We start from the raw sequence: 24,520 nt of genomic DNA, 5'->3' as shown, positions 1-24,520 counted from the left end.
TGATTATTTTGCTGGTTTTAATTCAACAGGAAGTTAACAATTATGGCACATTTATTGCACATCGATGCCAGTCCGCGCGGTACACGCTCACAATCTCGCCGTATGACCAGAGAGTTTGTTGAAAAATGGCAGCTAGCTCATCCTAATGATACTGTTACTTATCGAGATATTGGGCGCCATCCCGTTCCCCATGTTGATGAAAGTTGGATAGCTGCCGCATTTTCTTCACCAGAACAACATACACCTGAACTACAAAAAGCCATTAGCATCAGTGATCAATTAGTAGATGAATTCTTAGCGGCTGATATTTATGTCATTGGTGTTCCCATGTATAATTTTAGCGTTCCCAGTACATTTAAGGCTTACATTGATCAGATTGTTCGAGTGGGACGAACTGTTGCATTTGAACCGAATGATTCTGCCAATGTTTTCAAGCCCTTAGTACTGGGTAAGAAAATGTTTATCGTCGAAGCACGAGGCGATTCTGGCTTTCATCCTGGTGGGCGATATGAGAAGATGAATCATCATGACCCATACCTTGTTACCGTCTTTGGGTTTATGGGCATTACTGATATTACCTTTATTCATGTTGAAAACGAAGAATATGGCGGGGATAAGTTAGCAGAGTCAGTTGCAAGAGCTAGTACTAAAATTATGGAGTTAACCGCAGTATAATAATATAACATACCCTTCTGTTCCATGCACGCGAATTCGTTGCCCATCTTTTATGAGTTTGGTAGCATTTTCTACTCCGACAACTGCTGGTAAACCATATTCACGTGCGATAACTGCTCCATGCGTCATCAGTCCACCAACTTCGGTGACTAGACCTTTTATGGATACAAACAATGGTGTCCAGCTAGGGTCAGTAAAAGAGGTGACTAATATATCTCCATCTTTTAGCTCTGCATCTTCCATGTTTAAGATAACACGTGCCCGTCCCTCTATAACTCCTCTTGAAACAGGTAGACCAACAATAGCTTCGGCTGGAAGATTTTCTCGTTTGTACTCACCTGCAACTCGCTCACCATCAGACGTGATAACACGTGGGGGAGTTAGTTTTTCATAGAATTTGTACTCGTCTTTTCGTTTGCTGATGATCTGGTAATCAAGTTTATTTGTGCGTACAACTTCGCGAAGTTCTTCAAAAGTGAGATAGTAAATATCTTCTTTTTCATGAATAACCTTGGCTTGTACGAGTTGTTCGGCTTCTTTCAGTAAAGTCTGCTTATAAACGAAGTAGCGATTAACCATACCGTATTTTGGATATTCACGATAACCGATGAAATTCCGAATTAGGTCAATCATTCGTTTTGTTTCTTTGGCTTTTTGTTCACCATTTGGTAATTGTTTCAATCGATCTAATAACTCTTGTTCTTTTTTCAGCGCTTCCTGTCGTCCTTGCTCAAATTTCCGATTGCTGGCACCAGGCTCAAAATTTTTGATGTTACTGAGAATCATGGTAACAAGTGTAGTTGGTTTTTCGCTCCAACGAGTTTTAGTAATATCGATTTCTCCGCTACATCGCATTCCGTATTTGTTGAGATAATCATAGATAGCGTCTTGGGTTTCCTGTCCACCATCAAACTCAATCAGTTCATCCAAAAAGTTATCATCTTTTACATGTTGTAAATAATCAATTACTTCTGGATAAGGACGAATCACATCTGCTACATCCAATAGCGTCATACCCATAGACGAAGTAATATTGTTTGGTACAGATTGAGAAAGCGTGTCTGCTACGTTTTTTTCACCTAACCACTCGTTCATTTTTTCATTGAGCCATGATGAAGCATCCATAGCAGCCATAATTACACCCAAGCTTTGTGGGTCAAATAAAATCTTCTTTAATTGCTGAATATCTTCTAGAATAAAATCAAATAAATCTGATCCTGATTTCGTTTGGATGTTTTGTTTTAACTCTTCTATCGATGTTTGACTACTCTTAATCAAATTAGAAACGATTGTCGGATCGTTTTCGATTTGTGTTTGAAAATCCGAAGACGATGTACCTTTATTACTTTTACTGGGACTCGGTACTTTTTGACCATCTGGTGACGATTTGATAAAATCTTCTCGCTCTACGATGGTCATAAGTGCGTCTTTTATGAGCGGATCAGATTTTCCCAAGGTATCTATTACCATTTTTCTGCTGACAGGCGAAGCCAGATTATGTGTGATATCAACAAATAACCTTCCACCAGCTTTACGCATGGGCGCCCTAGTCGTCAACAGGAAAAAAGACAATCCCAATGGTTTCATCGGGTCTGTCATCATTTGTTGATGACCAACAGATACATAGACGTGATTTTCTTGATCATTCGCTTCAGGAATCGGGTATAAAGTAGTGATTGGCCGACTCTGGACAATATAAAATGTATCATCAACCAAACACCATTCGATGTCCTGGGGGCTGCCGAAATGTTCTTCAATCTTTCTGCCTATGCGCTCAAGCTGTAAAATCTGCTCATCTGTCAGCGCTTGCCTATTCTGCAAAGATGGCTCAATCTCCTGTTCAAAAGTACCACCATCTTTTAAGGCATAAATAGCCAGTTTCTTGGTGGATATCTTCTTGTCGATAACCTTACCGTTACACACTTTATAAATATCAGCATTCACCAGGCCGGAGACCATCGCCTCACCAAGTCCGAAGCTAGCATCAATGGATAACACTTTCCGATTAGAAGTGACAGGATCGGCAGTAAACAAAATTCCTGCCACCTGCGGGAAGACCATCTTCTGAACAACCACAGCCAGGTGAACTTTACGGTGGTCGAAGCCGTTTTGAAGGCGGTAAATTACTGCCCTCTCGGTAAATAGCGATGCCCAGCACTTGCTAACATGCTTTAAAATTGCTTCCTTTCCAATAATGTTCAAATACGTATCGAGCTGGCCTGCAAAAGAGGCCGTCGGTAAATCCTCTACAGTTGCGCTAGATCGTACTGCATAGGCATTTTTTTCATCAAGCCTGGAGAGGAAGCGGGTAATCTCTTCATTAATGTTTTGAGGAATAGCTATCCCTTCGATGAAAGAGCGAATCTCACCGCTAAGTTCACCGATTTTTTTTCGGTCTTCCACTTTTAGAAGCGATAAATGATCAAGTAATTCGTTAATCGACGACGTTTCCCCAATGATTCTTTTAAAAGCTTCAGTAGAAATACAAAAGCCTTCCGGTACGAGGACTCCTTCAATCTTAGAAAGTTCTCCCAGGTTCGCGCCTTTACCCCCAACAAGCATGAGTTGTGCTAACTTTTTTATCGGTACAGAGGCGCCAGGTGTAATCTGGCTCATGGTTTCGAGTTGGGTCAGGTCAACAACTAGCGGTTTTTTTGGGGACATGGCACCTCTAGAAATGTGAGCTTCCGCGTTTAATTTATGCCCTTGCAAGCCAATTTACATAGATTAAGACATGTTCTAGAATCTTCCCTCCCTCCAATGAAGGATTTTGTAGTTTGTTATATATAATTTTTTTACCACAAAGTAAAGTAGAGACGCGATTAATCGCGTCTCTACACAGAGAAAAAGTCAAAAAACCTATCTTAAGGAGGATGAAAGAAATTTATTTACGAAAAATCACAAGAATTTGTTAGCGCTGTTATGAACCTACTTCCGTTGCCTATGTTAAACGCTTCGTATAAATTGTATATAAATTGTTGTTTTGAAGTCATATTATCTACTTATAAGTATGCTTTATAAATTATACTAGCAATGACAGGCACTTTCGCTGTAATCACTGAGACTTCGGCTTACGTGCAGCAAAAAACAAAAATAGTGGAATTCGTAAACGCCGTTCGTATTCTGTCTCGCTCAAAAAATTTTCTTTTTTAGGACGTGATTCTCGCACGCGCGTTAACTCAAAACCAGTATCTGTAACCAAGTCAAAATATTCTTCTAAAGTATGGTGATACTTTGTGACTTCCGAGCCAAGCCACATGTGTGTTCTTGCTCCTGAATTAAAGTAGTTGTCAACCAACCAGGTAGTACGGCGCCCTTCTGCTAAACTCTCAAAATTTGATGTTATAACAGGATGCTCTACTGATATAATAACTCGTCCACCAGGACGAAGCGCTTTATAAATTTCTTGAAACACAGGTTTAAGGTTTTCAATGTAATTCAGCACAAGTCGTGACGACACTAAATCAACTTGTTCAGCTTTTGCCTGCCATGTTTGTATATTTTGATGACGAACTTCGCCAAATATTCCTGCAAGTGTTTGGCGAGCGATATCAAGCATTGCTTTTGAGACTTCAATACCTTCATATGAATGGGCGCCCTGAAGTAAAGCTGTATTGCCAAATGAAGCATCCCCACAACCTAAATCAATAATATCCAGATTTGCGCGCATTGCCTGCAAGCTCTAGGAAAATCGGACGTTCGAGTGCGTCATTCGGGTTGTCAGGGCGCCTACGGTGTGCGATATAATACTTTAGTACTTCTGGAATATCATAAAATTCTTTATCTTCAGACATTGTATTTAAACCTACCAAATAATGTTTATCTATAGATTACTGTTTGATTTCTGAAATATCGTAAGTTGGCATAAGCCACCTTACATATACCTAGATTTTTTGCAAAAACAATTTAGGATTTCTATATATCTAAAATAGAATATTATTCAAATCCCTTCCTAAATCATTCATAAAATTCTACCTACGTATGTATAATTTATGCAAATCATATAAAAATGCTATATAAAAACAAAGCAATAGGCGCCACTTCTACCAACTTCTTTCATCCAACATCTAAAGTATAAATAAATTATTAAAAATTTTTCATAAACTTTTCATGTATGTTTAATGCATTTTACCGAAACTATTAGATTAAGAAGGTTTGCGGTTTAACTGCGTTATCAAGGGAGGGAGGCGCCATGAGTACAAAGGAATCCGATATTGTTACAGATACGCAAGCTATTGTTGAGGATGAGGATATTGATGACGAAAAACCGTCTCGAAAACCTTGGCTCGGAGTGTTGCTTGCTGGACTAGTACTCGGTGCCGGCGTTATTGGTTGGCGAACATTTGCACCTACTGGTAAAACATCGCAACCTGCAACAGCACAAACACCACAAACTCCACCTCCACGTCCAGTAGAAACCACTACATTAACTACTGGGCAAGGTATGCGTAGCTACCAGTTATTAGGACAAGTAGAAGCAACGCAACAAGCGACTATCCGCGCGCAAACTGGCGGAATATTAAAACAAATTATGGTGCAACCGGGTGATAGAGTTACTCCGGGAATGACAATTGCTGTATTAGATGATGCCGACCAGCAACTTGCACTTTCACAAGCTTTGGCACAGTTGGCGCAGCAGCGCAGTAACATGGCGCGTTTAGAAGTAGGTACTCGTCCAGAAATTATTGCCCAGCGTCAAGCTGCACTACGTTCGACACTTGCACGGGAACAAGAAGCGCGCGATAATTTGCAGCGTAATAGAAATTTAGTAAGAGAAGGCGCCATTTCTCAACGGTTGTTAGTTGAAGCAAGAGCCGGAGTTGATGATGCACATGGTGAGCGTCTTGAGAAAGAAGCGACTTTAAAGGAAGCAAAAGCTGGAGCAACGCGCGAAGAAATGGAAGCACAACGCGCTCAAGTTGGCGCCGCAGCTGCCGCAGTTAATCAAGCTAAATTGGCTTTACAAAGAACTAAAATTACTTCTAATTCTACTGGTATTGTTCAAGAGAGAAAGGTTAGTGTTGGAGATTTAGTTCAAACTGGCGGAGAAATTGCTAGCCTTGTTGCTGGTGATAGACTTGATGTATTTTTGGAATTACCCGAAGAGTTAACGGGACAAGTTAATGCTGGGACAAGAGTAGAGTTAACTGCGCGCGCTTTGCCTAACTGGCGGGGTAATGCAACTATTACAGGTGTTGTGCCAAGTGCTGATGGCGCCTCTCGTCGGCAAAGAGTTCGGGTACAGTTGAATAATATACCTAGGGGTTTGGTGTCTGGTATGGCTGTTACTGGTACTTTACAGTCTGCTACTAATCAACCTAGTTTTGTTGTGTCGCGCGATGTATTAACAAAGCGTCAAGATAAATGGTTTGTATATACTGTTGCTGACGGTAGAGCGAAACAGCAAGAAGTACAAATGGTCGCTGATATGGGCGAGAAGGTTGCTATTTTTCATCCTCAGTTACGTGCAGGTCAAGAAATTGTTTCTCGTGGTGGCGATATGTTAAACGATGGCGCCGTTATTCGTGAAGTATCGAATTAAAAATCCCCCCTAACCCCCCTTGATAAGGGGGGAACAAGAAGCACCTCTTAGCCCCCCCCTTATTAAGGGGGGGTTGGGGGGGATCAAACTTCAATAAAAAGAAAAAATAATGAAAATTATAGAAACTGCTGTTCGTTGGCGACATGGCACATTTGTTTTGTTCTGCCTTCTCGCTGTATTCGGAATATTGTCTTTATTGAATTTACCTTTGGAACTTCAACCCGGAGGTGATAGACCAGAGATTACTATTAGTACTACTTATCCCGGCGCCGGACCAACCGAAGTTGAAGATTTAATTACCCGTCCTATTGAGGAACGGATGGAAGAAGTTTTAGGAGTACAGGAAATTAGCAGTACTTCACGGTCGGGACGTAGCACTATTAATTTAGAATTTACTTGGGGTAGTGATGTTGATGAGCGTTTGGTTGATGTTTTAAATCGCTTACAACAAGTTGAACGTTTACCTGAAGAAGCTGGAGAGTCTGCGGTTGAAATTGTTAGCGGTACCAGTTCTCCAATGATGTGGATACCTATGGCGCCGAAACCCGGATTTAAAAGTGACCCAAATCGTAATCGTGATTTAGCTGAGGAAGTAATTATACCTCGGTTACGTCGTGTGGAAGGTACTGGGCAATTTTTAGTTGTAGGTGGACAGCAACGTGAGGTTGAGGTGCGTGTTGACCCCAAAGCTTTGGCTGAGAGAAATTTGGCTATTGGTGATGTGGTGCGGGTGTTAAGGGAAAATAACCGTGATATCCGAGGCGGCCCGTTAATTTTGGGTCGTCGTGAATACCGAGTTCGCACGGTAAGCAGGTCGCAAGATATGGAGCAAATAGCGGGTTTTGTGCTGCGACGCGATGCTTCTGGAACGGTATATTTACGTGATGTCGCTCAAATACAGATGGGACGCAAACCCCAAGATAGTGCGCTGCTATTTAATGATAATCCCACTGTGGCAATAGGAGTTATTCGCCGGATTGGCGCCAATGTTCCAGATGTAGCAAAAGGTGTACGTGCGGCAATTACAGAATTAGAAGCTCAATTCGACCGCGCGGGTGAGGGAATCAAGTTTATCTATAATTATGATGAGAGTGAATATATTAATCAGTCGGTCACGCTGGTACAAGAGAACTTAATTAGTGGTTCTTTACTTGCGGTGATAGTATTATTACTGTTTTTGGGTTCGATGCGAACTGTTGCAGTTATTGCTTTAACTATTCCGACAACGATGATAACTGTGTTTATTGCAATGGCGATGTTGGGACGCACTCTAAATATTATTAGTTTAGCAGCGTTGGGTTTTACATCGGGGATGGTTGTAGATAACGCAATAGTCGTGGTGGAAAATGCTTTTACCCACATGCAGCAAGGTAAAAACCCAGTTCGTGCAACTATCGATGGGACAAAGGAAGTTGCAGGAGGAGTATTCGGAGCAACTTTAACTAATGTTGCAGTGTTTGCTCCTTTAGTATTAGTACAAGGAGAAATTGCCCAGCTTTTTACGGATATGGCAATTGTAATTACTGCTGCTTCATTGCTTTCAATGCTAGCGGCAGTTACGCTTGTACCAATGTTATCTGGGTTATTCCTCAATCAAAATGAAGCATTACAGGTTTTGGATGGAGGTAAATATAGAGGTGGTAACTGGTTTGTTCGGTCGGTCGCAAATACTTCTGCTGTGTTTAGAGTATTTCAAACCAAGTTAGAAAATATTCTTATGGTTACAGTTGGTTGGTCAACTGGAAATGGTAGACTTGGGCGCCGACTATTTATATTATCGATTCCCATAGGTTTAATGGTAGCAAGTATCTTCTTACTGCCACCTGCTGATTATTTGCCTGAAGGTAATCGTAACTTAGTACTATGGCGTGCAGAACCGATGCCAGGAACAAGTATACCCGAAGCGATTCGCCAATCGGAACCTGTGCGCGCGTACTTGAGAAAGCAACCCGAAGTTGAAAGGGTGATGTATGTAGACCGTCCGGGTGCAATACGTGGTATAGCGGCAATTCTCAAACCGGAGTTTGCCACTTCTAACGGTTTGGCAATGATGATAGAGCGGATGAGGAAAGCTAGTAATAATTTTGCTGGTTATCGGTTCATGGTGCCAAACCGCATTTCAATATTCCGTGACCCAGGTAAAGAATTTGAAGTAGATATAGTCGGCGCCGACTTAAATCAACTAAGTGAATACGAACGCGATATCATGGGGAAACTGCGTCCCTTACCTGGTGTACGAAACGTTCGTTCTAATTATGTCGGAGGCGCCGCCGAACTGCAAGTAATACCTAACCGCGAACGACTAGCGGAAGTAGGAATAGCAGAAGCAGAAGTTGGTTCAATGGTAGAAGCAGCATTAGGAGGACGTTTAGCATCAGAATTTATCGACGGTAAAGAAGAACTCGATGTCTCCGTCGAACTCAAAGACTTATTTGTGCAAACACCCGAACAACTACGACAGTTACCTTTATATACAAACCGTGGACAAGTTCAACTAAGTGATGTTGCCGAAGTTAAAGAAACAGTAGGACCAGACGTAATTAACCACGTAGACTTAGAACGTTCAATAACTCTCACAGTTACACTTGAGTCTGATGCTCCGTTAGGTAGTTTAGTTCAACGTACCCAACAAGATATTCTGGCGCCAATTCAAGCCAAATTACCAGCAGGGTATAGAATCGAACTTTCAGGTTCCGCTGATAGGCTCGGTGAAACAGTTACACAATTAGCCACAGCCTTTGTTCTATCAATATTTATTATCTACCTCTTGCTTGTCGCATTATATCGTTCCTTCTTATACCCAGTAGTCATTATGGCAACCGTACCAATGGGAATGAGCGGCGCCTTACTAAGTTTAGTTATCGCAAACAGCATTCCCGGCGTAACAGTTCCACTCGATATGATTACCGCACTAGGATTTATAATCTTAACAGGAGTAGTTGTAAACACATCTATATTAATAGTAGAACGCGCGTTGCAACTTCTAGAAGAAGGCATGGACTACGACAAAGCAACATACCAAGCCACAAAAGACCGACTGCGCGCAATTTTTATGTCAGCCATTACCAGCGTACTAGGAATGTTACCGCTTGCTGTTGTACCTGGACAAGGCGCCGAACTATATCAAGGACTAGGTATAGTCTTAACAGGAGGACTATTATTCTCAACAATACTCACACCCACAGTAGTACCCGCATTAATGGGATTAATATATGACCTCTCAGGCAAACGCCAACTTAAAAAGAGTAGGAAAAAACAACTGGCGCCGTCCTAACAACATCTTTGTTGTGGCACAGGCATCTTGCCTGTGCAGTGATAATTTGCAACGGATACAACGGATGTAACGGATAAGTTATTCGTTATGAACAGACTTTAGATTGTTGGTTGGGTGCAGCGTAGCGCAACCCAACACCAAGGAAAATTTTTGAATTTGGATGCCACATACAAATAAACATGAGTTTAAATGCAAGCACCTCTAAGTGCGAAGTCAAAAAGTATAGCATTTCCACTTAAAAAGCTTACAGGCATAGAATTTAAACACTTTTACAACTATTACAGGTGCTTGCAAAATGCTGAAACCCTTACTGACAAAGAGTTTCAAAAGTCGCTTCTTCCGATGTTTGAACATTCTCAGAAGCTGTATTAGCTTTTTGCAACAGGTGCTTGTAAAATTGTTGAAGGAGCATTACCACGTAAGCCTTCCAGCAGGTGCCGTGTTTTAACCTTAGATGTCGAAAGGCGTTGAGCATTTATCAAATCGTGGTGGTAATTTTTAATCCTTGACAGTGTTTTAACCTTAGATGTCGAAAGGCGTTGAGCATTGGAATCCATGCTCAGGAATTGTGCGGATTACTTCTGTGTTTTAACCTTAGATGTCGAAAGGCGTTGAGCATTGAAATCGCTGTTTCTATCGTGTGTGTCAACACTGTGTTTTAACCTTAGATGTCGAAAGGCGTTGAGCATACAATTACAGCTACTAATACTTTGCCTAATTTAACGTGTTTTAACCTTAGATGTCGAAAGGCGTTGAGCATTAACTATTTCGTTTTTCTTCTGTTCGTTTAAATTGTGTTTTAACCTTAGATGTCGAAAGGCGTTGAGCATCAACACCCTGCCCTTGGTAATCATCCTTGACTTCGTGTTTTAACCTTAGATGTCGAAAGGCGTTGAGCATTAATCTATTACGACAAAGCCAACATATCCGTACTTGGTGTTTTAACCTTAGATGTCGAAAGGCGTTGAGCATTAAATGAAAAATACAAAAGCAGCAGAAGAACTAATTGTGTTTTAACCTTAGATGTCGAAAGGCGTTGAGCATTAAATCCGTCAAATTCTTGATTTGTGATAGGGTCAGTGTTGTAACCTAAGATGTCGTAAGGCGTTGAGCATAAAAAGTTACAAGCGAATTTGAAGCAATGTTGCAGGTGTTGTAACCTAAGATGTCGTAAGGCGTTGAGCATATTACGCTGTTGGGTGGTACAGTTAAAGCGCGATTGTGTTGTAACCTAAGATGTCGTAAGGCGTTGAGCATTTCTTCTTTGGCGCGCTCAATCAATTGCTCTTGACGTGTTGTAACCTAAGATGTCGTAAGGCGTTGAGCATCTGATTGCTTGGCTTCTTCTAAATTAGTTATATCGCTGTGTTGTAACCTAAGATGTCGTAAGGCGTTGAGCATGTTAGAAATTATCAACACGCGCGGGACAGGTATCGTGTTGTAACCTAAGATGTCGTAAAGCGTTGAGCAAGAACGGATGCGGAAAGCCTCAAATAACTTCGTGTTGTAACCTTAGATGTCACAAAGCGTTAAGCATTTTGTTTTGGCTTGGTGAAAACTTTTGAGGCACAAAGCATAAGTCCTTCTCGTTTACTGAGAAGGCTCAGTTATTTTTTTGATGTTTCAAGTAGTTAAGTTAGCAATTTATGCTATAGTCAATTTATAGACGTGTAAAAACTTGGAGTTAGCAAGTTTATGGAGAGTCGGCAGCTGTCAATTTTTGATTACGCACAGCAGAGTCCTGTAAAACAGAAATTTCCTTTTCCAGTAGTTACTTCAATTGCATCTCGATTAATAAACGTACCTCCATCAACTTTACTTCGACATAAGCAACAGCCATTAGTGCGAAGATTGGGAAATTGCAATTTTCTAGTCTGCTACGCTGGCAAGGTGCGTCGTGATTGCACGTGAAATATAAGTTGGGAAGCACACGAATAAAATATTTCAGTCAAAACATGGTATTGTGGTTTTAACCTGTGATGCCACACGTTATTAAACTTGGCTTTGAGCATTTTCACGGTGTAAAGTTATTGAGGTGCAGGATTGCGTAGAGCCGCAAGGACTAATATATCCTTGTATGCTTAATACCTTGGATGCCGTCAGGCGTTGAACAAGTTTTGTAAGTAAATACTTGACAGAAGTATAATGTTAGCGCTAATTTATAGTTATTCTGATGTTTCAAGGTGTAGTAAAACCAAATAGACTAGAGCTAAATTAAATAGAATTGAAAGCAAAGCAGAGAGCAGCGAACACAAGAATTGTGTTCCTACTGGCTGAAAGTAAGTGCCTTTGAATACCGTAAGGTTTTGAGAACTCTATATAATGCCCGGTCATTAGTTGTTGAGGGGAATTTTTGTGAAACCTTCTGTAGATGTTTCAGCATCCGAGAGCGCTGAGGATGATTTGGCGCCTTTTGTAGAATTAGGTTATCAAGTGCATGGTAAGTATTTGCCTGCTGATCATAATTACGGTTTGTATGCGGCGTTTGTTCATTTAGTGCCTGAGTTGCGGCAGCATGATGATGTTAGTATTTTGACTATTCCAGGTATTGGGGATAAGCAAGGAAAAATCCTTATTACAGAGCAATCTTATTTAAAGATTCGAGTTCCTGTTACTAAAATACCTTTGGTTTATCAACTGGCAGGTAAACGTTTTTCTGTGGGAGTACACGAAATTCAAATTGGCATTCCAACTGTATCTGTTTTAAAACCAGCGTCAAAGCTTCGTGCTAGAATTGTCACAATAAAAGGCAAAGACTATACAGAAAAAGATGCATTTTTAGAAGCTGCACGGCGCCAGTTACAAAACTTGAATATTAGCGGTGATATTTCTGTTCCACTTGATAGGCAAGGTTTACCAAGTCGTAAAACTATCAAAGTTAAACGCTTTACTATAGTTGGCTTTACTACCGAAATTACGCAGTTAAGCGATGAAGATTCAGTCAAATTGCAGCAGTGGGGATTAGGTGGAAAGCGTCATATGGGTTGTGGAATTTTTATGCCTTATCGTAACCTTTGATGCCTCTAGGTGTTTAATCAAACTTTTTAGTGTTTATGTACACCAAGTTTATGTCGGATTTTAAAGGATTTAAACCGCTTCTTGCAAAATCTCTGCCTAAAAAAGGTTCAAAGGATTATTCGGAACAAGCACGTGGCGCCGCAAAGTATACAGGTCATATAAGTCTTGTTATGCAAGCTGCCGATGTGATTGTTGAATTATTGGGAGAGCAAATTTTAAAGCAATTAGGATTAACTAACGTTGATTTAAAGTACTTTGCTAAGACTGTAAAATTAGGCGCCTATTTACATGACTGGGGTAAAGCAAATCAGCATTTTCAAGAAATGCTTTATTGGAAATCACTTGATTTTAAGTCAAAAGAACCAAAGGTTATTAACTTTAAGAAAGTTTTGAAGGAACTTGCAGATAAGCATTCAAATAGGCAAATGCTGCGTCATGAAATAATTAGTGGTATTTTAGCGCTCCAAGTTCCTAGTATTAGAGAATGGCTTGGAAAATGTGAGGATGTAGATTTAGTCGCTGCTGTCTGGGCAGCAATGGGACATCACCTCAAAACTGGGGTGAACAAAGATGATAAACCAGCCGAGTTCATTGCAGAAATTCCAGATGGAACTGGAGGTGAGCTAAATATCTACACTCATCACCAGGATTTTGAAGCTGTTTTAAAAATGGGCTGTAAGTATCTTGGTTTACCGGAGCAACTACCAGAATTACCAAAGGAAACCTGGTCAAAATCTGAGTTGGAAACAGCTTTAAATTTGCTACGTGACGAATTTATTAAGCTTGAGTCTAACTTAACTTGGGAGCAGCAAAAGTTTATTGCGGCAGTCAAGGCAACAGTTATGGCTGCTGACCTTGCAGGTTCAGCGCTACCTTTGGTTGAAGAAGATTTTAAAAGCTGGATGCAAGAAGTACTAAGTCTGACTTTATCTAGTGAAGAAATACAAAGGTTAGTCAATCAGCGTTTAGAAGGTCAACCTTTACGACCATTTCAGGAGGAAATTGCTCAAGCAAGACGCCGAGTCACTTTAGTTAAAGCAGGTTGCGGAACTGGTAAGACAGTCGGCGCCTATGCTTGGGCAAAAAAATGGGCAGTTAATCGTAAGCTGTTCTTTTGTTACCCAACTACAGGAACCGCATCGCAGGGATTTATTGATTATGCAGAAGGAACTGATATTGAAGCTGAGTTAATGCACTCTCGTGCAGATTTGGACAGAGAGTTACTTTTTTCTGGAGATTCACATGACTCAGAAGGTATCGACGCGCGTTTGAGTGCATTTACTGCATGGCGTAAAAAACTATTAGTTTGTACCGTTGATACGGTATTAGGCTTAATTCAAAATAACCGTAAGCCATTGTATGCTTGGACAGCCATCGCTCAATCAGCTTTTGTATTTGATGAGGTTCACGCTTATGATGCAAGACTATTCGGCGCCTTACTACAATTCATTAAAACATTTCGTGGCGCCCCTATTTTGTTGATGAGTGCTAGCTTTACCCCTGGACAACTCACAAAAATTCGCCTTTGTATGGCAGAATTGGGTGAAGAAATTGATGAACCAATTGAAGGACCAGAAGAATTAGAAAAGCTAAAACGCTATGAAATACGCGAGTTAACAGAAGTTTCAGATTCCAAAGATATGCCAGAAGTATGGGAATCTGTACTCGAAGCTTTGAAAAATAAACAAAAAGTACTATGGGTCACAAACTCCGTACAATCCTGTATTGATTTGTACCGTCAAGCTCAAATAGAAGTCCAGAAGTTATCTGTAGAAGTTAACCCGTTAATATACCACAGTCGCTTTAGATACAGAGATAGAGTTATTAAACATAAGGCTGTAATTGATGCCTTTAAAACAAATGAACCTGTACTAGCTATAACAACTCAGGTGTGTGAAATGTCACTTGATTTAAGTGCTGATTTACTAGTATCGGCAATGGCGCCTTTTTCAGCTTTGATTCAGCGTTTGGGAAGATTAAACCGTCGTATGAGTAAACCAGAAGAAGGTACACGTTTAGCAATTATTTATCCTTGGACAAATAATAAACCTTACAAAACAACAGAACTTGACACCGGAAAAGATTTACTTAGTAGACTAACTAGTAATAGTGCTGTTTCTCAGCAGGATTTATCAGAAATTGCGGCTGAACTTAGTAGTAATATTCCAGAGAATGTAAAATCTATTTGGTTAGAAGGTAATTGGTGTGCTTATCCGGATTTTTTACGTCAACCTGGTTATACAGTTACTGTTTTATTAGAGAATGATTTAGCAAGTATTAAGGATGCAGCCCTGTTACGTCCAGATAAATCCTTTATGCGGGAATCACAAGGATGGTCAGTCCCAGTTCATATAGATAAAAATTTATATGATTGGCGCCGGATAAAATTTTACCCTGTTGCTCCTCCTGAAGATATTTACTATAGCGAAGAGACAGGGGCAGAGCCATGCAAATAGAGTTTGACTTAAGTAATCCTAGTTATACATTATTACATCGCGCAGGATTGGCAGGATTGTGGATAAGTTTAAACCAGTTGGAGAAAGATAAAGTTGACCTTCCTCACAAAATTAAATGGGAAACAACAAATAGAAAAATAACGCTGAGTTGGGAAGATAATGGTGAAGACAAAACAGTTATAGAATGGTTACTAAACAAGTGTTTCCAGCTTCATGACGGTTTAATCGCACTGCGTGGATTAGACGCTAAAACAATGCGGAAAGATGCTTTAGTCATAGTGCATCAAGGTATTTTAGGTACATTTTTACAACACAATAGTACTCATAAATCTACGGGGGTTGTAAAAGAAACTTTGCAGTTAGATGAGGGAGAGATACAAATACCTATTAGCTATAAGTCTTTGGAAAGTTATGCTTATCAAGATTTCGCAAGTAATCTTTGTGATAAAAGAGGTAAGTTTCTTAACAAACCCATTAGTGTTGCAGGATGGTTAAACCCTGGTGCTGTAGTGCGTCATGTTGCATTTAGTACAGATACGAGTTTTGAAGAACCACCTGAAAATGCATTCTTACTACTGTTTGCACCAGTTGCTTGTTACTATTATGTTCTTCGTTCAAGATTACGAGACAAACGCGCGCAATATGCACTTGTAATACCTGAAATTAGCGATTTGGAAAAATATGCTTTGTATCGTCAAAACAAACACCTCAGAAACGCTGTTTATAAAGATTTTTATGCATCTGGTTTAGGTGATGCAGGGCTAAGATTTTTGACTTATGAAACAACAGCAAACATTGCTAAGACTTTTGGTTTATCAAATTGCCAAGTTGTGACATTAGGAACTGTCGCATGGTCTACACAGCAAAAAACACGTACTGATTTGTATATAGTTAAAGCAGATAGTCAAATTTGTAAAAACTATCAATTTTGTAAAGATTATTTACAAGACAAATCAGTTAAAGGAAAAGAAAGCGGATTTATTGCTTGCAGCTTTGCTCGCGAAATCATTGCTGAAAATCTTGCACAAAATAAACCTTGGTATGAAGGTTTAGCAGATAAAGTTAACAGTAATGAATTATTTGAAAGATTAACGTATGAAAGAGGAGGATTACACCAAATGGTTCAAAAAGTAGATTGGGCAGAGCGGGAAAAGTTATTTGTTCAAGTATGTCACGAAGCAATTAAATACACGTATGGAAAAATATACGACAACGCTCAGAAACGACATGAAGTAGCTAATTTTGACAGAGAAACTGTACGTATAAGAACAGGATTAGCACGTTGTAAAAATGCTAATACTTTTCGAGAGTTTATTACTGATTTTTGGTCAAGGGCAGGAAAAATTCCAACTTTGCAAGAAAATTGGCAAGACTTGATGGAGTTAGTTATGCAAGAAAAACATTGGAAAAAATCTAGAGATTTGGCTTTATTAGCGCTTGCTAGTTATAAAGGTAAAGGAGTTAGTAATGGAGAAGATCAAGGTGACAGTGATACAGATAATAATACAGAAAATATAGAAGTTAAAGAATCAGATGATGGAATATATGGTTTTGATGATTTAGAGTAACTTTTAGTTGCCAATCCATAAATTAGGCCAACTTAGATATTACAAGCAAAACAGGAGTAGATAATTCATGACATTACATCTTTTTGGTAACATATTAACTAGTTACGGTACAGCAGCAAATAATCGTGGTGAAAATGAAGGTAATATAACAACTTTGCAAAAAATACTGTGGAAAGGAGAAGTTCACACAACAGTATCAGCAGAAGCTATTCGTTGGGCATTACGTTATTATTGGCAAACTGCTGGTAATGGTTGTAAAGTTAATCGTCGCTGGGATGATGACACAAACGATAATATCTGGGAAAATCAAAATTTCGATGATACTATTTTTATCGATGATGACGTTTTGGGCTTTATGCGAGCAGAAGGCGCCAAAACAGAAGGTTCTGATAAACCTGAAAAGCCAGCAAAAGGAAAAGGTAAAGAAGCTGCAAAAGGAACCACAACAGCCAAACGTGGAGTATTAGAAGTTACTCGTGCCGTTTCCATGACTCCTTATGCTGGAGATTTAACATTTAATTCAGCAAGTGGTAAAAAAGGTCGCACATCACTCTACGGGACAGAAGTTCATGCAACCTGTTATCAATATGGTTTTGCATTAACTCCAAACCGTCTTAAAGATCAATCTCGCATCATTCCAGTTTTAGAAGGTTTGGCTTCTTTAGGTGAGGTTGCAGGAAATCATTCGCGCTTTTTATATGATTTTTCTCCAGATTGTATTGTGCTGCGATGGACGCATGATTTTTCACCTAGACTCCTTTATTCTTTTGAAGAAGGTGAAGACGGTGAAATAACTGCACCAGAATTAATACGTCGTGTAGAGGCAAAAGATCTTGAAGCAAAAGAGTTATGGGTTGCAGGCAGCATTGCGAATTCAGAACATGGCGAAAAGCTAAAACAATTAGGCGCCAACGTAACCCCAGGTATCAAAGCTGCTGTACAAAACTTAAAACAAAAAATTGCTCAAGATTTACAGTTACCACAACTGGAGTTAACGAAATGACAAATTCTTTAGCAATTAATTCTCTAGCTATCCAAATTGAAGTACCTATAGCCTGTTTCCGTCAATCTCGTGCGCGCGAATATGCAGAAACTTATCCTGTACCCCCACCTTCAACAGTATACGGAATGTTACTATCTATGGTAGGAGAAACAGACCGTTATAAACATTGTGGAGTCGAGTTAGCAATCGCTTTACTATCTGAACCTGAAAAATCAACAGTAATCAGAACCTTTCGTAGGTTCAAAAAAAAAGATATTCACGACCCCACTAACGCGCGTCCCGATTATCAAGAATTGTTGACAAATACTGAATTTATCGTTTGGGTAAAACCAGGCACAGATGCAGCAAAGCCAAATTTATTAGAACGCTTGCAAAATGCCTTTACCCATCCTGAAAAGATAGACCGCTTTGGTGGATTATCATTAGGCGAAAGTCGAGATTTAGTAAATGCTGTCAAACTTTGGTCAGGTAGTTTTAATAAACAACCGCGCTGGTTGGTTCAAGACGAAGATGGAACATTAGCATTACCTTATTGGGTAGACCACGTTGGCTCACAAGGTACTCGTTGGCGCCGATACCTACTTCGAGAACAGACACAAACCCATCCACCAGAACAAGCTTGGACAATAATTCAAACTGAATAAGATTTACCAAGCATCTAAAATTGCAAGCACCTTCGAGTGTGAAGTCTAATAAAATCACTTTTTCACCCAGAAGGCTTGTAATAACAGGGTTAGGAGTAGTTTTCAAGTCCTTAAAGGTGCTTGCAAAATGCTGAAAGCTTTACTAGTCAACAGTTGTAGAAGCCCAATTTGCTCACTGGCTTTTGCAATCAACCTCTGTAATAGCATTTGGCGCCAGGTGCTTGTAAAATTGTTTAGGAGGCTTTGCTGCATAATGTTTTCAGCAGGCGCTGTGTTTTAACCTTAGATGTCGCAAGGCGTTGAGCAGCTGCTACGTTACGCTCTACCTCTTCCGGGGATATCCGTGTTTTAACCTTAGATGTCGCAAGGCGTTGAGCAGTTTACCGTATCTCATTAGCTTCTAACCAAAATAGACCGTGTTTTAACCTTAGATGTCGCAAGGCGTTGAGCAGTCGCCGTTTCCCTGTAATTAGGCGGCAATGATGAAGGTGTTTTAACCTTAGATGTCGCAAGGCGTTGAGCAGTTGGTCAATCAAGTTAGAAATTACTACCTGATATTGTGTTTTAACCTTAGATGTCGCAAGGCGTTGAGCAGCTTGACTCAGTAGTAACCAGATTTGGAGTAAGTAGTGTTTTAACCTTAGATGTCGCAAGGCGTTGAGCAGTACAGCTATTTGCATTGGGTCATCATTGGGTGAGAAGTGTTTTAACCTTAGATGTCGCAAGGCGTTGAGCAGTGATTGAAAGTTTTTTCCCAGAAGTACAACCCAATTGTGTTTTAACCTTAGATGTCGCAAGGCGTTGAGCAGGTATTAGGTTCTTCAGTAGGCGTTTAGTTAAACATTGTGTTTTAACCTTAGATGTCGCAAGGCGTTGAGCAGTGACTTCAGGGACGTTCATAGCTGGTAGAGGTAGGTGTTTTAACCTTAGATGTCGCAAGGCGTTGAGCAGCATTTAACCATTTGGGGTCGTTTGTCACTTGATAGTGTTTTAACCTTAGATGTCGCAAGGCGTTGAGCAGAATTAGTAGCGAGCGATATAACCAATTTAGAAGAAGGTGTTTTAACCTTAGATGTCGCAAGGCGTTGAGCAGAAGACTATTTAACGCCTGACGAATACTGGATTGATGGTGTTTTAACCTTAGATGTCGCAAGGCGTTGAGCAGTTTAAATGGTAGTTTCGACCAACAACCTTTGCCAGGTGTTTTAACCTTAGATGTCGCAAGGCGTTGAGCAGTAATCAAAAAGCAGCTAGTAAACTGCAATTCAACTGTGTTTTAACCTTAGATGTCGCAAGGCGTTGAGCAGAGATACTGAAACACTGTTGCTGACTGGTATCTACCGTGTTTTAACCTTAGATGTCGCAAGGCGTTGAGCAGCTAAGAAATGTGCGAAAGAGATGGAATTGAATCCAAGTGTTTTAACCTTAGATGTCGCAAGGCGTTGAGCAGAGACAAACCCTTGGATGGGTAACAGCCGTGAAGAGGTGTTTTAACCTTAGATGTCGCAAGGCGTTGAGCAGAAATCCCTTCTTGAATTTAATTGGGTAGCAAATATCGTGTTTTAACCTTAGATGTCGCAAGGCGTTGAGCAGAGGTAAGTAATGGGTTTCAGCAAGTAGAACTAGAAAGTGTTTTAACCTTAGATGTCGCAAGGCGTTGAGCAGGCAAGAGATAGCTTTACTTTAATCCGTAGGGTAAATGTGTTTTAACCTTAGATGTCGCAAGGCGTTGAGCAGTTCTTTCGGTGATGACTTCTTTGAATTTACTTTGCCGTGTTTTAACCTTAGATGTCGCAAGGCGTTGAGCAGGGAGGACTGGTAGTGATTGGAGGCGCCAATATTTGGTGTTTTAACCTTAGATGTCGCAAGGCGTTGAGCAGTGCAGCTATGTTTTATCATGCGACTAAAAATAGGTGTGTGTTTTAACCTTAGATGTCGCAAGGCGTTGAGCAGTAGTATGATGGGTGCGGGTGTCGCATTTCCCGTAGGTGTTTTAACCTTAGATGTCGTAAGGCGTTGAGCATCACTCAATTGAATTAATGCGAAAGCGTGGATGGTCGCTGTTTTAACCTCAGATGTCGTAAGGCGCATAAAATTTGTACAACTTATTACAATTACCTTACAGTCATTTATGGAAACTGTTCAATACCTTGACCTCAACACCAAACTTGAAACTATCCGTGTGTCTTCACTTCACGCACTTGCGTATTGTCCTCGTCTTTTTTACCTTGAAGAAGTTGAGGAACTTTATACACAAGATGCAGCAGTCTTTGCTGGGCGCCGTTTACATACGGAACTTGAGAAAAAGGAAGATGAAGAATGGGAGGAATTATTTCTTGTTAGTGAAGAGTTAGGTTTGCGTGGACGTGTTGATGCGCTACGAACTCGTGATGGAGAAACTATTCCTTATGAACACAAGCGCGGACGTTGCCATCGGGATGAAAAGAAGCAACCGCAAGCTTGGGAAAGTGATAAGTTGCAGATTCTTGCTTATGCTTGTTTACTTGAATCAGCATTAGGTCTTCCAATTAAAGAAGGTCGTATTCGCTACCATGCTGATAATGTTTTGGTACATGTTCCTTTAGATGATGCAGGGCGCCAAGCAGTACGTGACGCAATACAGCAAGCACGTCAACTACAACAATCGACACACAGACCACCTGTTGCTGATAATGAACGGCTTTGTGCAAGGTGTTCATTGGCGCCTGTATGTTTACCCGAAGAAGCGCGTTTAGTACATGACCGTGAGTGGCAACCAATAAGACTTTTTCCAGAAGACGATACGCGACAAATTATACATGTACTTGAACCAGGTACAGCAGTTGGAAGAACTGGAGAACAAATTAAAATTGCCCGTCGTGGTCAACCAGAAGAAAAAATACCAGCACAACAAATAGGGCAATTAGTACTACACAGTTTTTCACAAATTTCCACCCAAGCATTATATTTCTGTGCAGAACATGGTATTGGGGTGCATTTTATTTCTGGTGGTGGGCGTTACCTTGGTAGTTTCGATATTCGTCAAGGTAGCATTCAGCGACGAGTGCGCCAATATGCAGCGTTAAGTAATTCAGAAACTTGCTTAGAACTCGCAAAAAGATTAGTAATTTGTCGTGGGCAAGGACAACGTAAATTTTTGATGCGTGGTACACGAGGTAAAGCAGCATCAGAGATATTACAAACAGCTATTAAGCAGATGCAAGTCTTACTAAAACAAGTTCCTTCAGTAAAATCGATTGCTTCTTTACTTGGAATGGAAGGTAGACTAGCTGCTTTATACTTCGGCGCCTTACCAAGTTTAATTTTACCTAACGTCGCCAATGAGCTACAATTCGATGGACGCAATCGGCGCCCACCTAAAGACCGCTTCAATACAATGTTGGGATTTGGGTATTCATTGTTACTTAAAGATGTGATGAATGCTATTTTAACAGTTGGTTTAGAACCAGCATTAGGACTTTATCATCAACCTCGTACTCAGGCGCCGCCATTAGCCTTAGACTTGATGGAGATTTTTCGCGTCCCACTCGTTGATATGCCAATTGTCGCATCAATAAATCGTGGTCAATGGGATGTAAAAGAAGACTTTGAAGCGCGCGGAAACAGAGTTTGGTTAAGTGAAGCAGGTAAGCGTAAATTTGTAGACATGTACGAAAGACGTAAACAAGAAACTTGGAAACACCCTGTTACTGAATACTCACTAACATACCGAAGACTTTTAGAACTGGAAGTGAGGTTATTAGAAAAAGAGTGGTCAGGTGAAGGTGGATTATTCGCACAATTAATTGTTAGATAAATAAATTTTAGACAATTATGGCAGAACTAAAAAATTGCTACATTATTTGTTACGACATTCGCTGTCAAAAACGATGGCGCAAAGCTTACAAACTTATAGAAGGATACGGCGAAAGAGTTCAATACTCAATATTTCGCTGCTGGTTAAGTCAACGCACGCGCGAAAAGTTACGTTGGGAATTAGAAACAATATTAGCTACTGAGGACAATATCCTATTTATTCGTCTCAGTAACCGCTGTGTCGAAGATATCCCAAAATATAACCGCCCTGGAATATGGCAAAATCGAGACGAACCTTTTTTAATCGTCTAAAATTACAAGCACCTCTGAGTGTGAAACCAAAAAAGACAACTTTTTTCGCTGTAAGACTTGTAGCAGGATAGTTTAAAGCCTCTTTAAGTCTTTAGAGGTGCTTGCAAAATGCTGAAAGGCTTACCAATAGAGAATTACAGAAGTTAGTTTTTTCTCTTTTCTCATATAACCAAGTTCTGTAATAGCTTTTTGCACCAGGTGCTTGTAAAATCGTCTAGGGAACTGCGCCATACAAGGATTTTGGAAGGCGCCGTGCTGTAACCTTAGATGCCGTAAGGCGTTGAGCAGAATCTTAAGACAGCACGCAAAGCAATCAGGAATTTGTGCTGTAACCTTAGATGCCGTAAGGCGTTGAGCAGGTAGTATTTCTGGAATGTGCTAGAGAGATGTTGCTGTGCTGTAACCTTAGATGCCGTAAGGCGTTGAGCAGGGACAATGCGATGTTAACAATGCATGGCGCCCCAACGTGCTGTAACCTTAGATGCCGTAAGGCGTTGAGCAGCAATGTTTCTTTGTCAAAACCTCAATCGATAGACCGTGCTGTAACCTTAGATGCCGTAAGGCGTTGAGCAGAACTATCACCAGCAGGGATTTGAGATTCTAGATAAGTGCTGTAACCTTAGATGCCGTAAGGCGTTGAGCAGTACTTACTTCAAATTTGGTTACTACTGAATCAAACGGTGCTGTAACCTTAGATGCCGTAAGGCGTTGAGCAGTTGCATCTATACCTACTTAACTCAACTATAAATAGGTTGTGCTGTAACCTTAGATGCCGTAAGGCGTTGAGCAGACCACAGTTGCCACATGTTTTAGAAGTGTAAGACTGTGCTGTAACCTTAGATGCCGTAAGGCGTTGAGCAGATGTAAAATGTTTGTAACCAAGGGAGAAAGTTATGTTGGTGCTGTAACCTTAGATGCCGTAAGGCGTTGAGCAGTTTTGGGCGTCTCTGTTTTCGCAGACGCGGCAGAGTGCTGTAACCTTAGATGCCGTAAGGCGTTGAGCAGAATACAGGTCTAAGTTCAAAGAGATACTATCAGAAGTGCTGTAACCTTAGATGCCGTAAGGCGTTGAGCAGTAAGGATAATTAAATAATGTTAACAAGTCAAATTGTGCTGTAACCTTAGATGCCGTAAGGCGTTGAGCAGTATATGCACCATTAGCAAGTGGAACTAATTATGATGGTGCTGTAACCTTAGATGCCGTAAGGCGTTGAGCAGATACTGGCACCGTTACTAGCTACCCTATTGAAGTCGTGCTGTAACCTTAGATGCCGTAAGGCGTTGAGCAGGAAATTACACGCGCGCTGGTTTCTGCAAAGCAATTTGTGCTGTAACCTTAGATGCCGTAAGGCGTTAAGCATGAACTGCCATAGCTAACCCCAGAGTAGCAAATTGGGGTGTAGCCTTATACGGTTAATTAATAATCGGCAATAATAAAGCCACCACTAACTAAAAACCCATAAACAAGTAGCCCAAATACATAAGCGATATTTACACCACCGATAATGGAAAAGAACTTAATTAAGTTTTGACGTTGCCAATTAAGCGTTAAAATCAAACCAGTTCCAAGCAGGGCAAATAAAGCCGCAATAAACATTATGTGCGACTCATTCAAATTTAGTAAAATATTTGTTACTGGTTTAATTTTATAAATTTGAATTATTCCCTGATAGAAAATATTCAAACCGATAACTAAACTAGCAAACACCTGTACATATCTATTTGGATATTGCCAAATAATAATTGCCGCAAGAATACCAAAAATAACGGATAAAAAGATTAATATATTTGACCAAGTATTTTGATTGAACTGAGCAAACCAATTATCTGACTTTAAAGTTTGTAATTGCTGGCTAGTCAAACCTAAAGCGCTAGTTGTGTAAATCGAGTTAAGAAAGCGAACTCCACCCGCATAACCACCACTTCCTACAAAACAATTAAAGTTTTGTCCGGCGTAGGATATTAGACATTTGGGAAGTTCATTCGGCTCTAATTTTGGAGAATTAAGCGTTATTTCTAAAGGACGCTTCTGTATATTTACAAGACACTCTGTAATATCATTAGTTTTTGTACATGATTCAAAAATATTTCCATAAAATCTAACGGGTGTTGATGTCTCAAACCCAATTGTAACAGCTTCAATCGGTGTATTTGCTCGGAAAGGCGCTACTGTATTCAAAAACAAGGCAAATGAGAAAATTGATATCAATATGAAAGAAGCTACAAACAGAAT

15 protein-coding genes and 3 CRISPR repeat arrays are annotated in these 24,520 nt (G+C 40.3%); of the genes, 11 read left to right on the top strand and 4 right to left on the bottom strand.

From position 1 onward, the window contains the following. The first annotated feature begins 42 nt into the window (after nt 1–42). Nucleotides 43–675 carry an FMN-dependent NADH-azoreductase gene (locus DSM106972_RS03500; RefSeq protein ID WP_127078844.1) on the top strand — a complete coding sequence of 211 codons (633 nt, stop codon included), beginning with the start codon at nt 43–45 and terminating at the stop codon, nt 673–675. On the opposite strand, the gene ppsA is transcribed toward DSM106972_RS03500, so the two are convergent. From ppsA to DSM106972_RS51135, 3 genes are all read right to left on the bottom strand, one after another. Continuing rightward, nucleotides 661–3,339: a phosphoenolpyruvate synthase gene (gene ppsA, locus DSM106972_RS03495; RefSeq protein WP_233787771.1), complete on the bottom strand. Its 2,679-nt coding sequence runs from the start codon at nt 3,337–3,339 to the stop codon at nt 661–663. The two genes, DSM106972_RS03500 and ppsA, sit on opposite strands and share 15 nt — an antisense overlap. 391 nt (nt 3,340–3,730) lie before the next feature. Next, complete coding sequence (locus DSM106972_RS03490) at nt 3,731–4,345, bottom strand: class I SAM-dependent DNA methyltransferase (protein WP_127078840.1); 615 nt, start codon at nt 4,343–4,345, stop codon at nt 3,731–3,733. Beyond that, nucleotides 4,320–4,469 carry a hypothetical protein gene (locus DSM106972_RS51135; RefSeq protein ID WP_158632758.1) on the bottom strand — a complete coding sequence of 50 codons (150 nt, stop codon included), beginning with the start codon at nt 4,467–4,469 and terminating at the stop codon, nt 4,320–4,322. Before DSM106972_RS51135 ends, DSM106972_RS03490 begins: the two co-directional genes overlap by 26 nt. A 398-nt stretch (nt 4,470–4,867) precedes the next feature. Here DSM106972_RS51135 and DSM106972_RS03485 point away from each other — a divergent pair, with 398 nt between their 5' ends. The 10 genes from DSM106972_RS03485 (at nt 4,868) to cas2 (ending at nt 22,287) form a co-directional block, all read left to right on the top strand. Then, nucleotides 4,868–6,217: an efflux RND transporter periplasmic adaptor subunit gene (locus DSM106972_RS03485; protein WP_127078838.1), complete on the top strand. Its 1,350-nt coding sequence runs from the start codon at nt 4,868–4,870 to the stop codon at nt 6,215–6,217. A 109-nt stretch (nt 6,218–6,326) separates the two neighbouring features. After that, complete coding sequence (locus tag DSM106972_RS03480) at nt 6,327–9,491, top strand: efflux RND transporter permease subunit (RefSeq protein ID WP_127078836.1); 3,165 nt, start codon at nt 6,327–6,329, stop codon at nt 9,489–9,491. Nucleotides 9,492–9,930: 439 nt separating this feature from the next. After that, nucleotides 9,931–11,028: a CRISPR direct-repeat array (repeat unit 36 nt; unit sequence GTGTTTTAACCTTAGATGTCGAAAGGCGTTGAGCAT). A 158-nt stretch (nt 11,029–11,186) separates the two neighbouring features. Further along, nucleotides 11,187–11,402, top strand: a complete 216-nt coding sequence (locus DSM106972_RS53085; protein WP_127078834.1) for a hypothetical protein — start codon at nt 11,187–11,189, stop codon at nt 11,400–11,402. A gap of 444 nt (nt 11,403–11,846) precedes the next feature. Then, nucleotides 11,847–12,509: a type I-MYXAN CRISPR-associated protein Cas6/Cmx6 gene (gene cas6, locus DSM106972_RS03470; protein WP_127078832.1), complete on the top strand. Its 663-nt coding sequence runs from the start codon at nt 11,847–11,849 to the stop codon at nt 12,507–12,509. A gap of 50 nt (nt 12,510–12,559) precedes the next feature. Then, complete coding sequence (gene cas3 / locus DSM106972_RS03465) at nt 12,560–14,965, top strand: CRISPR-associated helicase Cas3' (protein WP_170213542.1); 2,406 nt, start codon at nt 12,560–12,562, stop codon at nt 14,963–14,965. Beyond that, a complete protein-coding gene (gene cas8a1 / locus DSM106972_RS03460) occupies nt 14,956–16,533 on the top strand; it encodes a type I-MYXAN CRISPR-associated Cas8a1/Cmx1 (protein WP_127078828.1) in 1,578 nt (525 codons plus the stop codon). Before cas3 ends, cas8a1 begins: the two co-directional genes overlap by 10 nt. Before the next feature lie 67 nt (nt 16,534–16,600). Next, complete coding sequence (locus tag DSM106972_RS03455) at nt 16,601–17,536, top strand: DevR family CRISPR-associated autoregulator (protein ID WP_127078826.1); 936 nt, start codon at nt 16,601–16,603, stop codon at nt 17,534–17,536. Beyond that, on the top strand, nt 17,533–18,180 hold the full coding sequence (gene cas5 / locus DSM106972_RS03450; protein WP_127078824.1) for a type I-MYXAN CRISPR-associated protein Cas5/Cmx5/DevS: 648 nt from the start codon (nt 17,533–17,535) through the stop codon (nt 18,178–18,180). The genes DSM106972_RS03455 and cas5 overlap by 4 nt, the downstream gene beginning before the upstream one ends. A gap of 271 nt (nt 18,181–18,451) precedes the next feature. Then, nucleotides 18,452–20,204: a CRISPR direct-repeat array (repeat unit 36 nt; unit sequence GTGTTTTAACCTTAGATGTCGCAAGGCGTTGAGCAG). 107 nt (nt 20,205–20,311) lie between these two features. Next, nucleotides 20,312–21,976: a type I-MYXAN CRISPR-associated endonuclease Cas4/Cas1 gene (locus DSM106972_RS03445; protein WP_127078822.1), complete on the top strand. Its 1,665-nt coding sequence runs from the start codon at nt 20,312–20,314 to the stop codon at nt 21,974–21,976. 17 nt (nt 21,977–21,993) lie between these two features. Continuing rightward, complete coding sequence (cas2, locus tag DSM106972_RS03440) at nt 21,994–22,287, top strand: CRISPR-associated endonuclease Cas2 (RefSeq protein WP_127078819.1); 294 nt, start codon at nt 21,994–21,996, stop codon at nt 22,285–22,287. Nucleotides 22,288–22,539: 252 nt separating this feature from the next. Then, nucleotides 22,540–23,648: a CRISPR direct-repeat array (repeat unit 36 nt; unit sequence GTGCTGTAACCTTAGATGCCGTAAGGCGTTGAGCAG). A gap of 56 nt (nt 23,649–23,704) precedes the next feature. Here the strand turns inward: cas2 and DSM106972_RS03435 are convergent. Continuing rightward, entirely contained in the window at nt 23,705–24,466 is a 762-nt protein-coding gene (locus DSM106972_RS03435; protein ID WP_127078817.1) for a hypothetical protein, read from the bottom strand. Nucleotides 24,467–24,520 lie beyond the last annotated feature (54 nt).

The organism is Dulcicalothrix desertica PCC 7102, assembly GCF_003991905.1.
GTDB classification, from domain to species: Bacteria; Cyanobacteriota; Cyanobacteriia; order Cyanobacteriales; family Nostocaceae; genus Dulcicalothrix; species Dulcicalothrix desertica.
This window is presented reverse-complemented; position numbering and strand designations above follow the sequence as displayed.

Bases quoted from the DNA above. Each gene is read 5' to 3' on its own strand.
- DSM106972_RS03500 (WP_127078844.1), top strand. From the start codon at position 43: ATGGCACATTTATTGCACATCGATGCCAGTCCGCGCGGTACACGCTCA.
- ppsA (WP_233787771.1), bottom strand. From the start codon at position 3,339: ATGTCCCCAAAAAAACCGCTAGTTGTTGACCTGACCCAACTCGAAACC.
- DSM106972_RS03490 (WP_127078840.1), bottom strand. From the start codon at position 4,345: ATGCGCGCAAATCTGGATATTATTGATTTAGGTTGTGGGGATGCTTCA.
- DSM106972_RS51135 (WP_158632758.1), bottom strand. From the start codon at position 4,469: ATGTCTGAAGATAAAGAATTTTATGATATTCCAGAAGTACTAAAGTAT.
- DSM106972_RS03485 (WP_127078838.1), top strand. From the start codon at position 4,868: ATGAGTACAAAGGAATCCGATATTGTTACAGATACGCAAGCTATTGTT.
- DSM106972_RS03480 (WP_127078836.1), top strand. From the start codon at position 6,327: ATGAAAATTATAGAAACTGCTGTTCGTTGGCGACATGGCACATTTGTT.
- DSM106972_RS53085 (WP_127078834.1), top strand. From the start codon at position 11,187: ATGGAGAGTCGGCAGCTGTCAATTTTTGATTACGCACAGCAGAGTCCT.
- cas3 (WP_170213542.1), top strand. From the start codon at position 12,560: ATGTCGGATTTTAAAGGATTTAAACCGCTTCTTGCAAAATCTCTGCCT.
- cas8a1 (WP_127078828.1), top strand. From the start codon at position 14,956: ATGCAAATAGAGTTTGACTTAAGTAATCCTAGTTATACATTATTACAT.
- DSM106972_RS03455 (WP_127078826.1), top strand. From the start codon at position 16,601: ATGACATTACATCTTTTTGGTAACATATTAACTAGTTACGGTACAGCA.
- cas5 (WP_127078824.1), top strand. From the start codon at position 17,533: ATGACAAATTCTTTAGCAATTAATTCTCTAGCTATCCAAATTGAAGTA.
- DSM106972_RS03445 (WP_127078822.1), top strand. From the start codon at position 20,312: ATGGAAACTGTTCAATACCTTGACCTCAACACCAAACTTGAAACTATC.
- cas2 (WP_127078819.1), top strand. From the start codon at position 21,994: ATGGCAGAACTAAAAAATTGCTACATTATTTGTTACGACATTCGCTGT.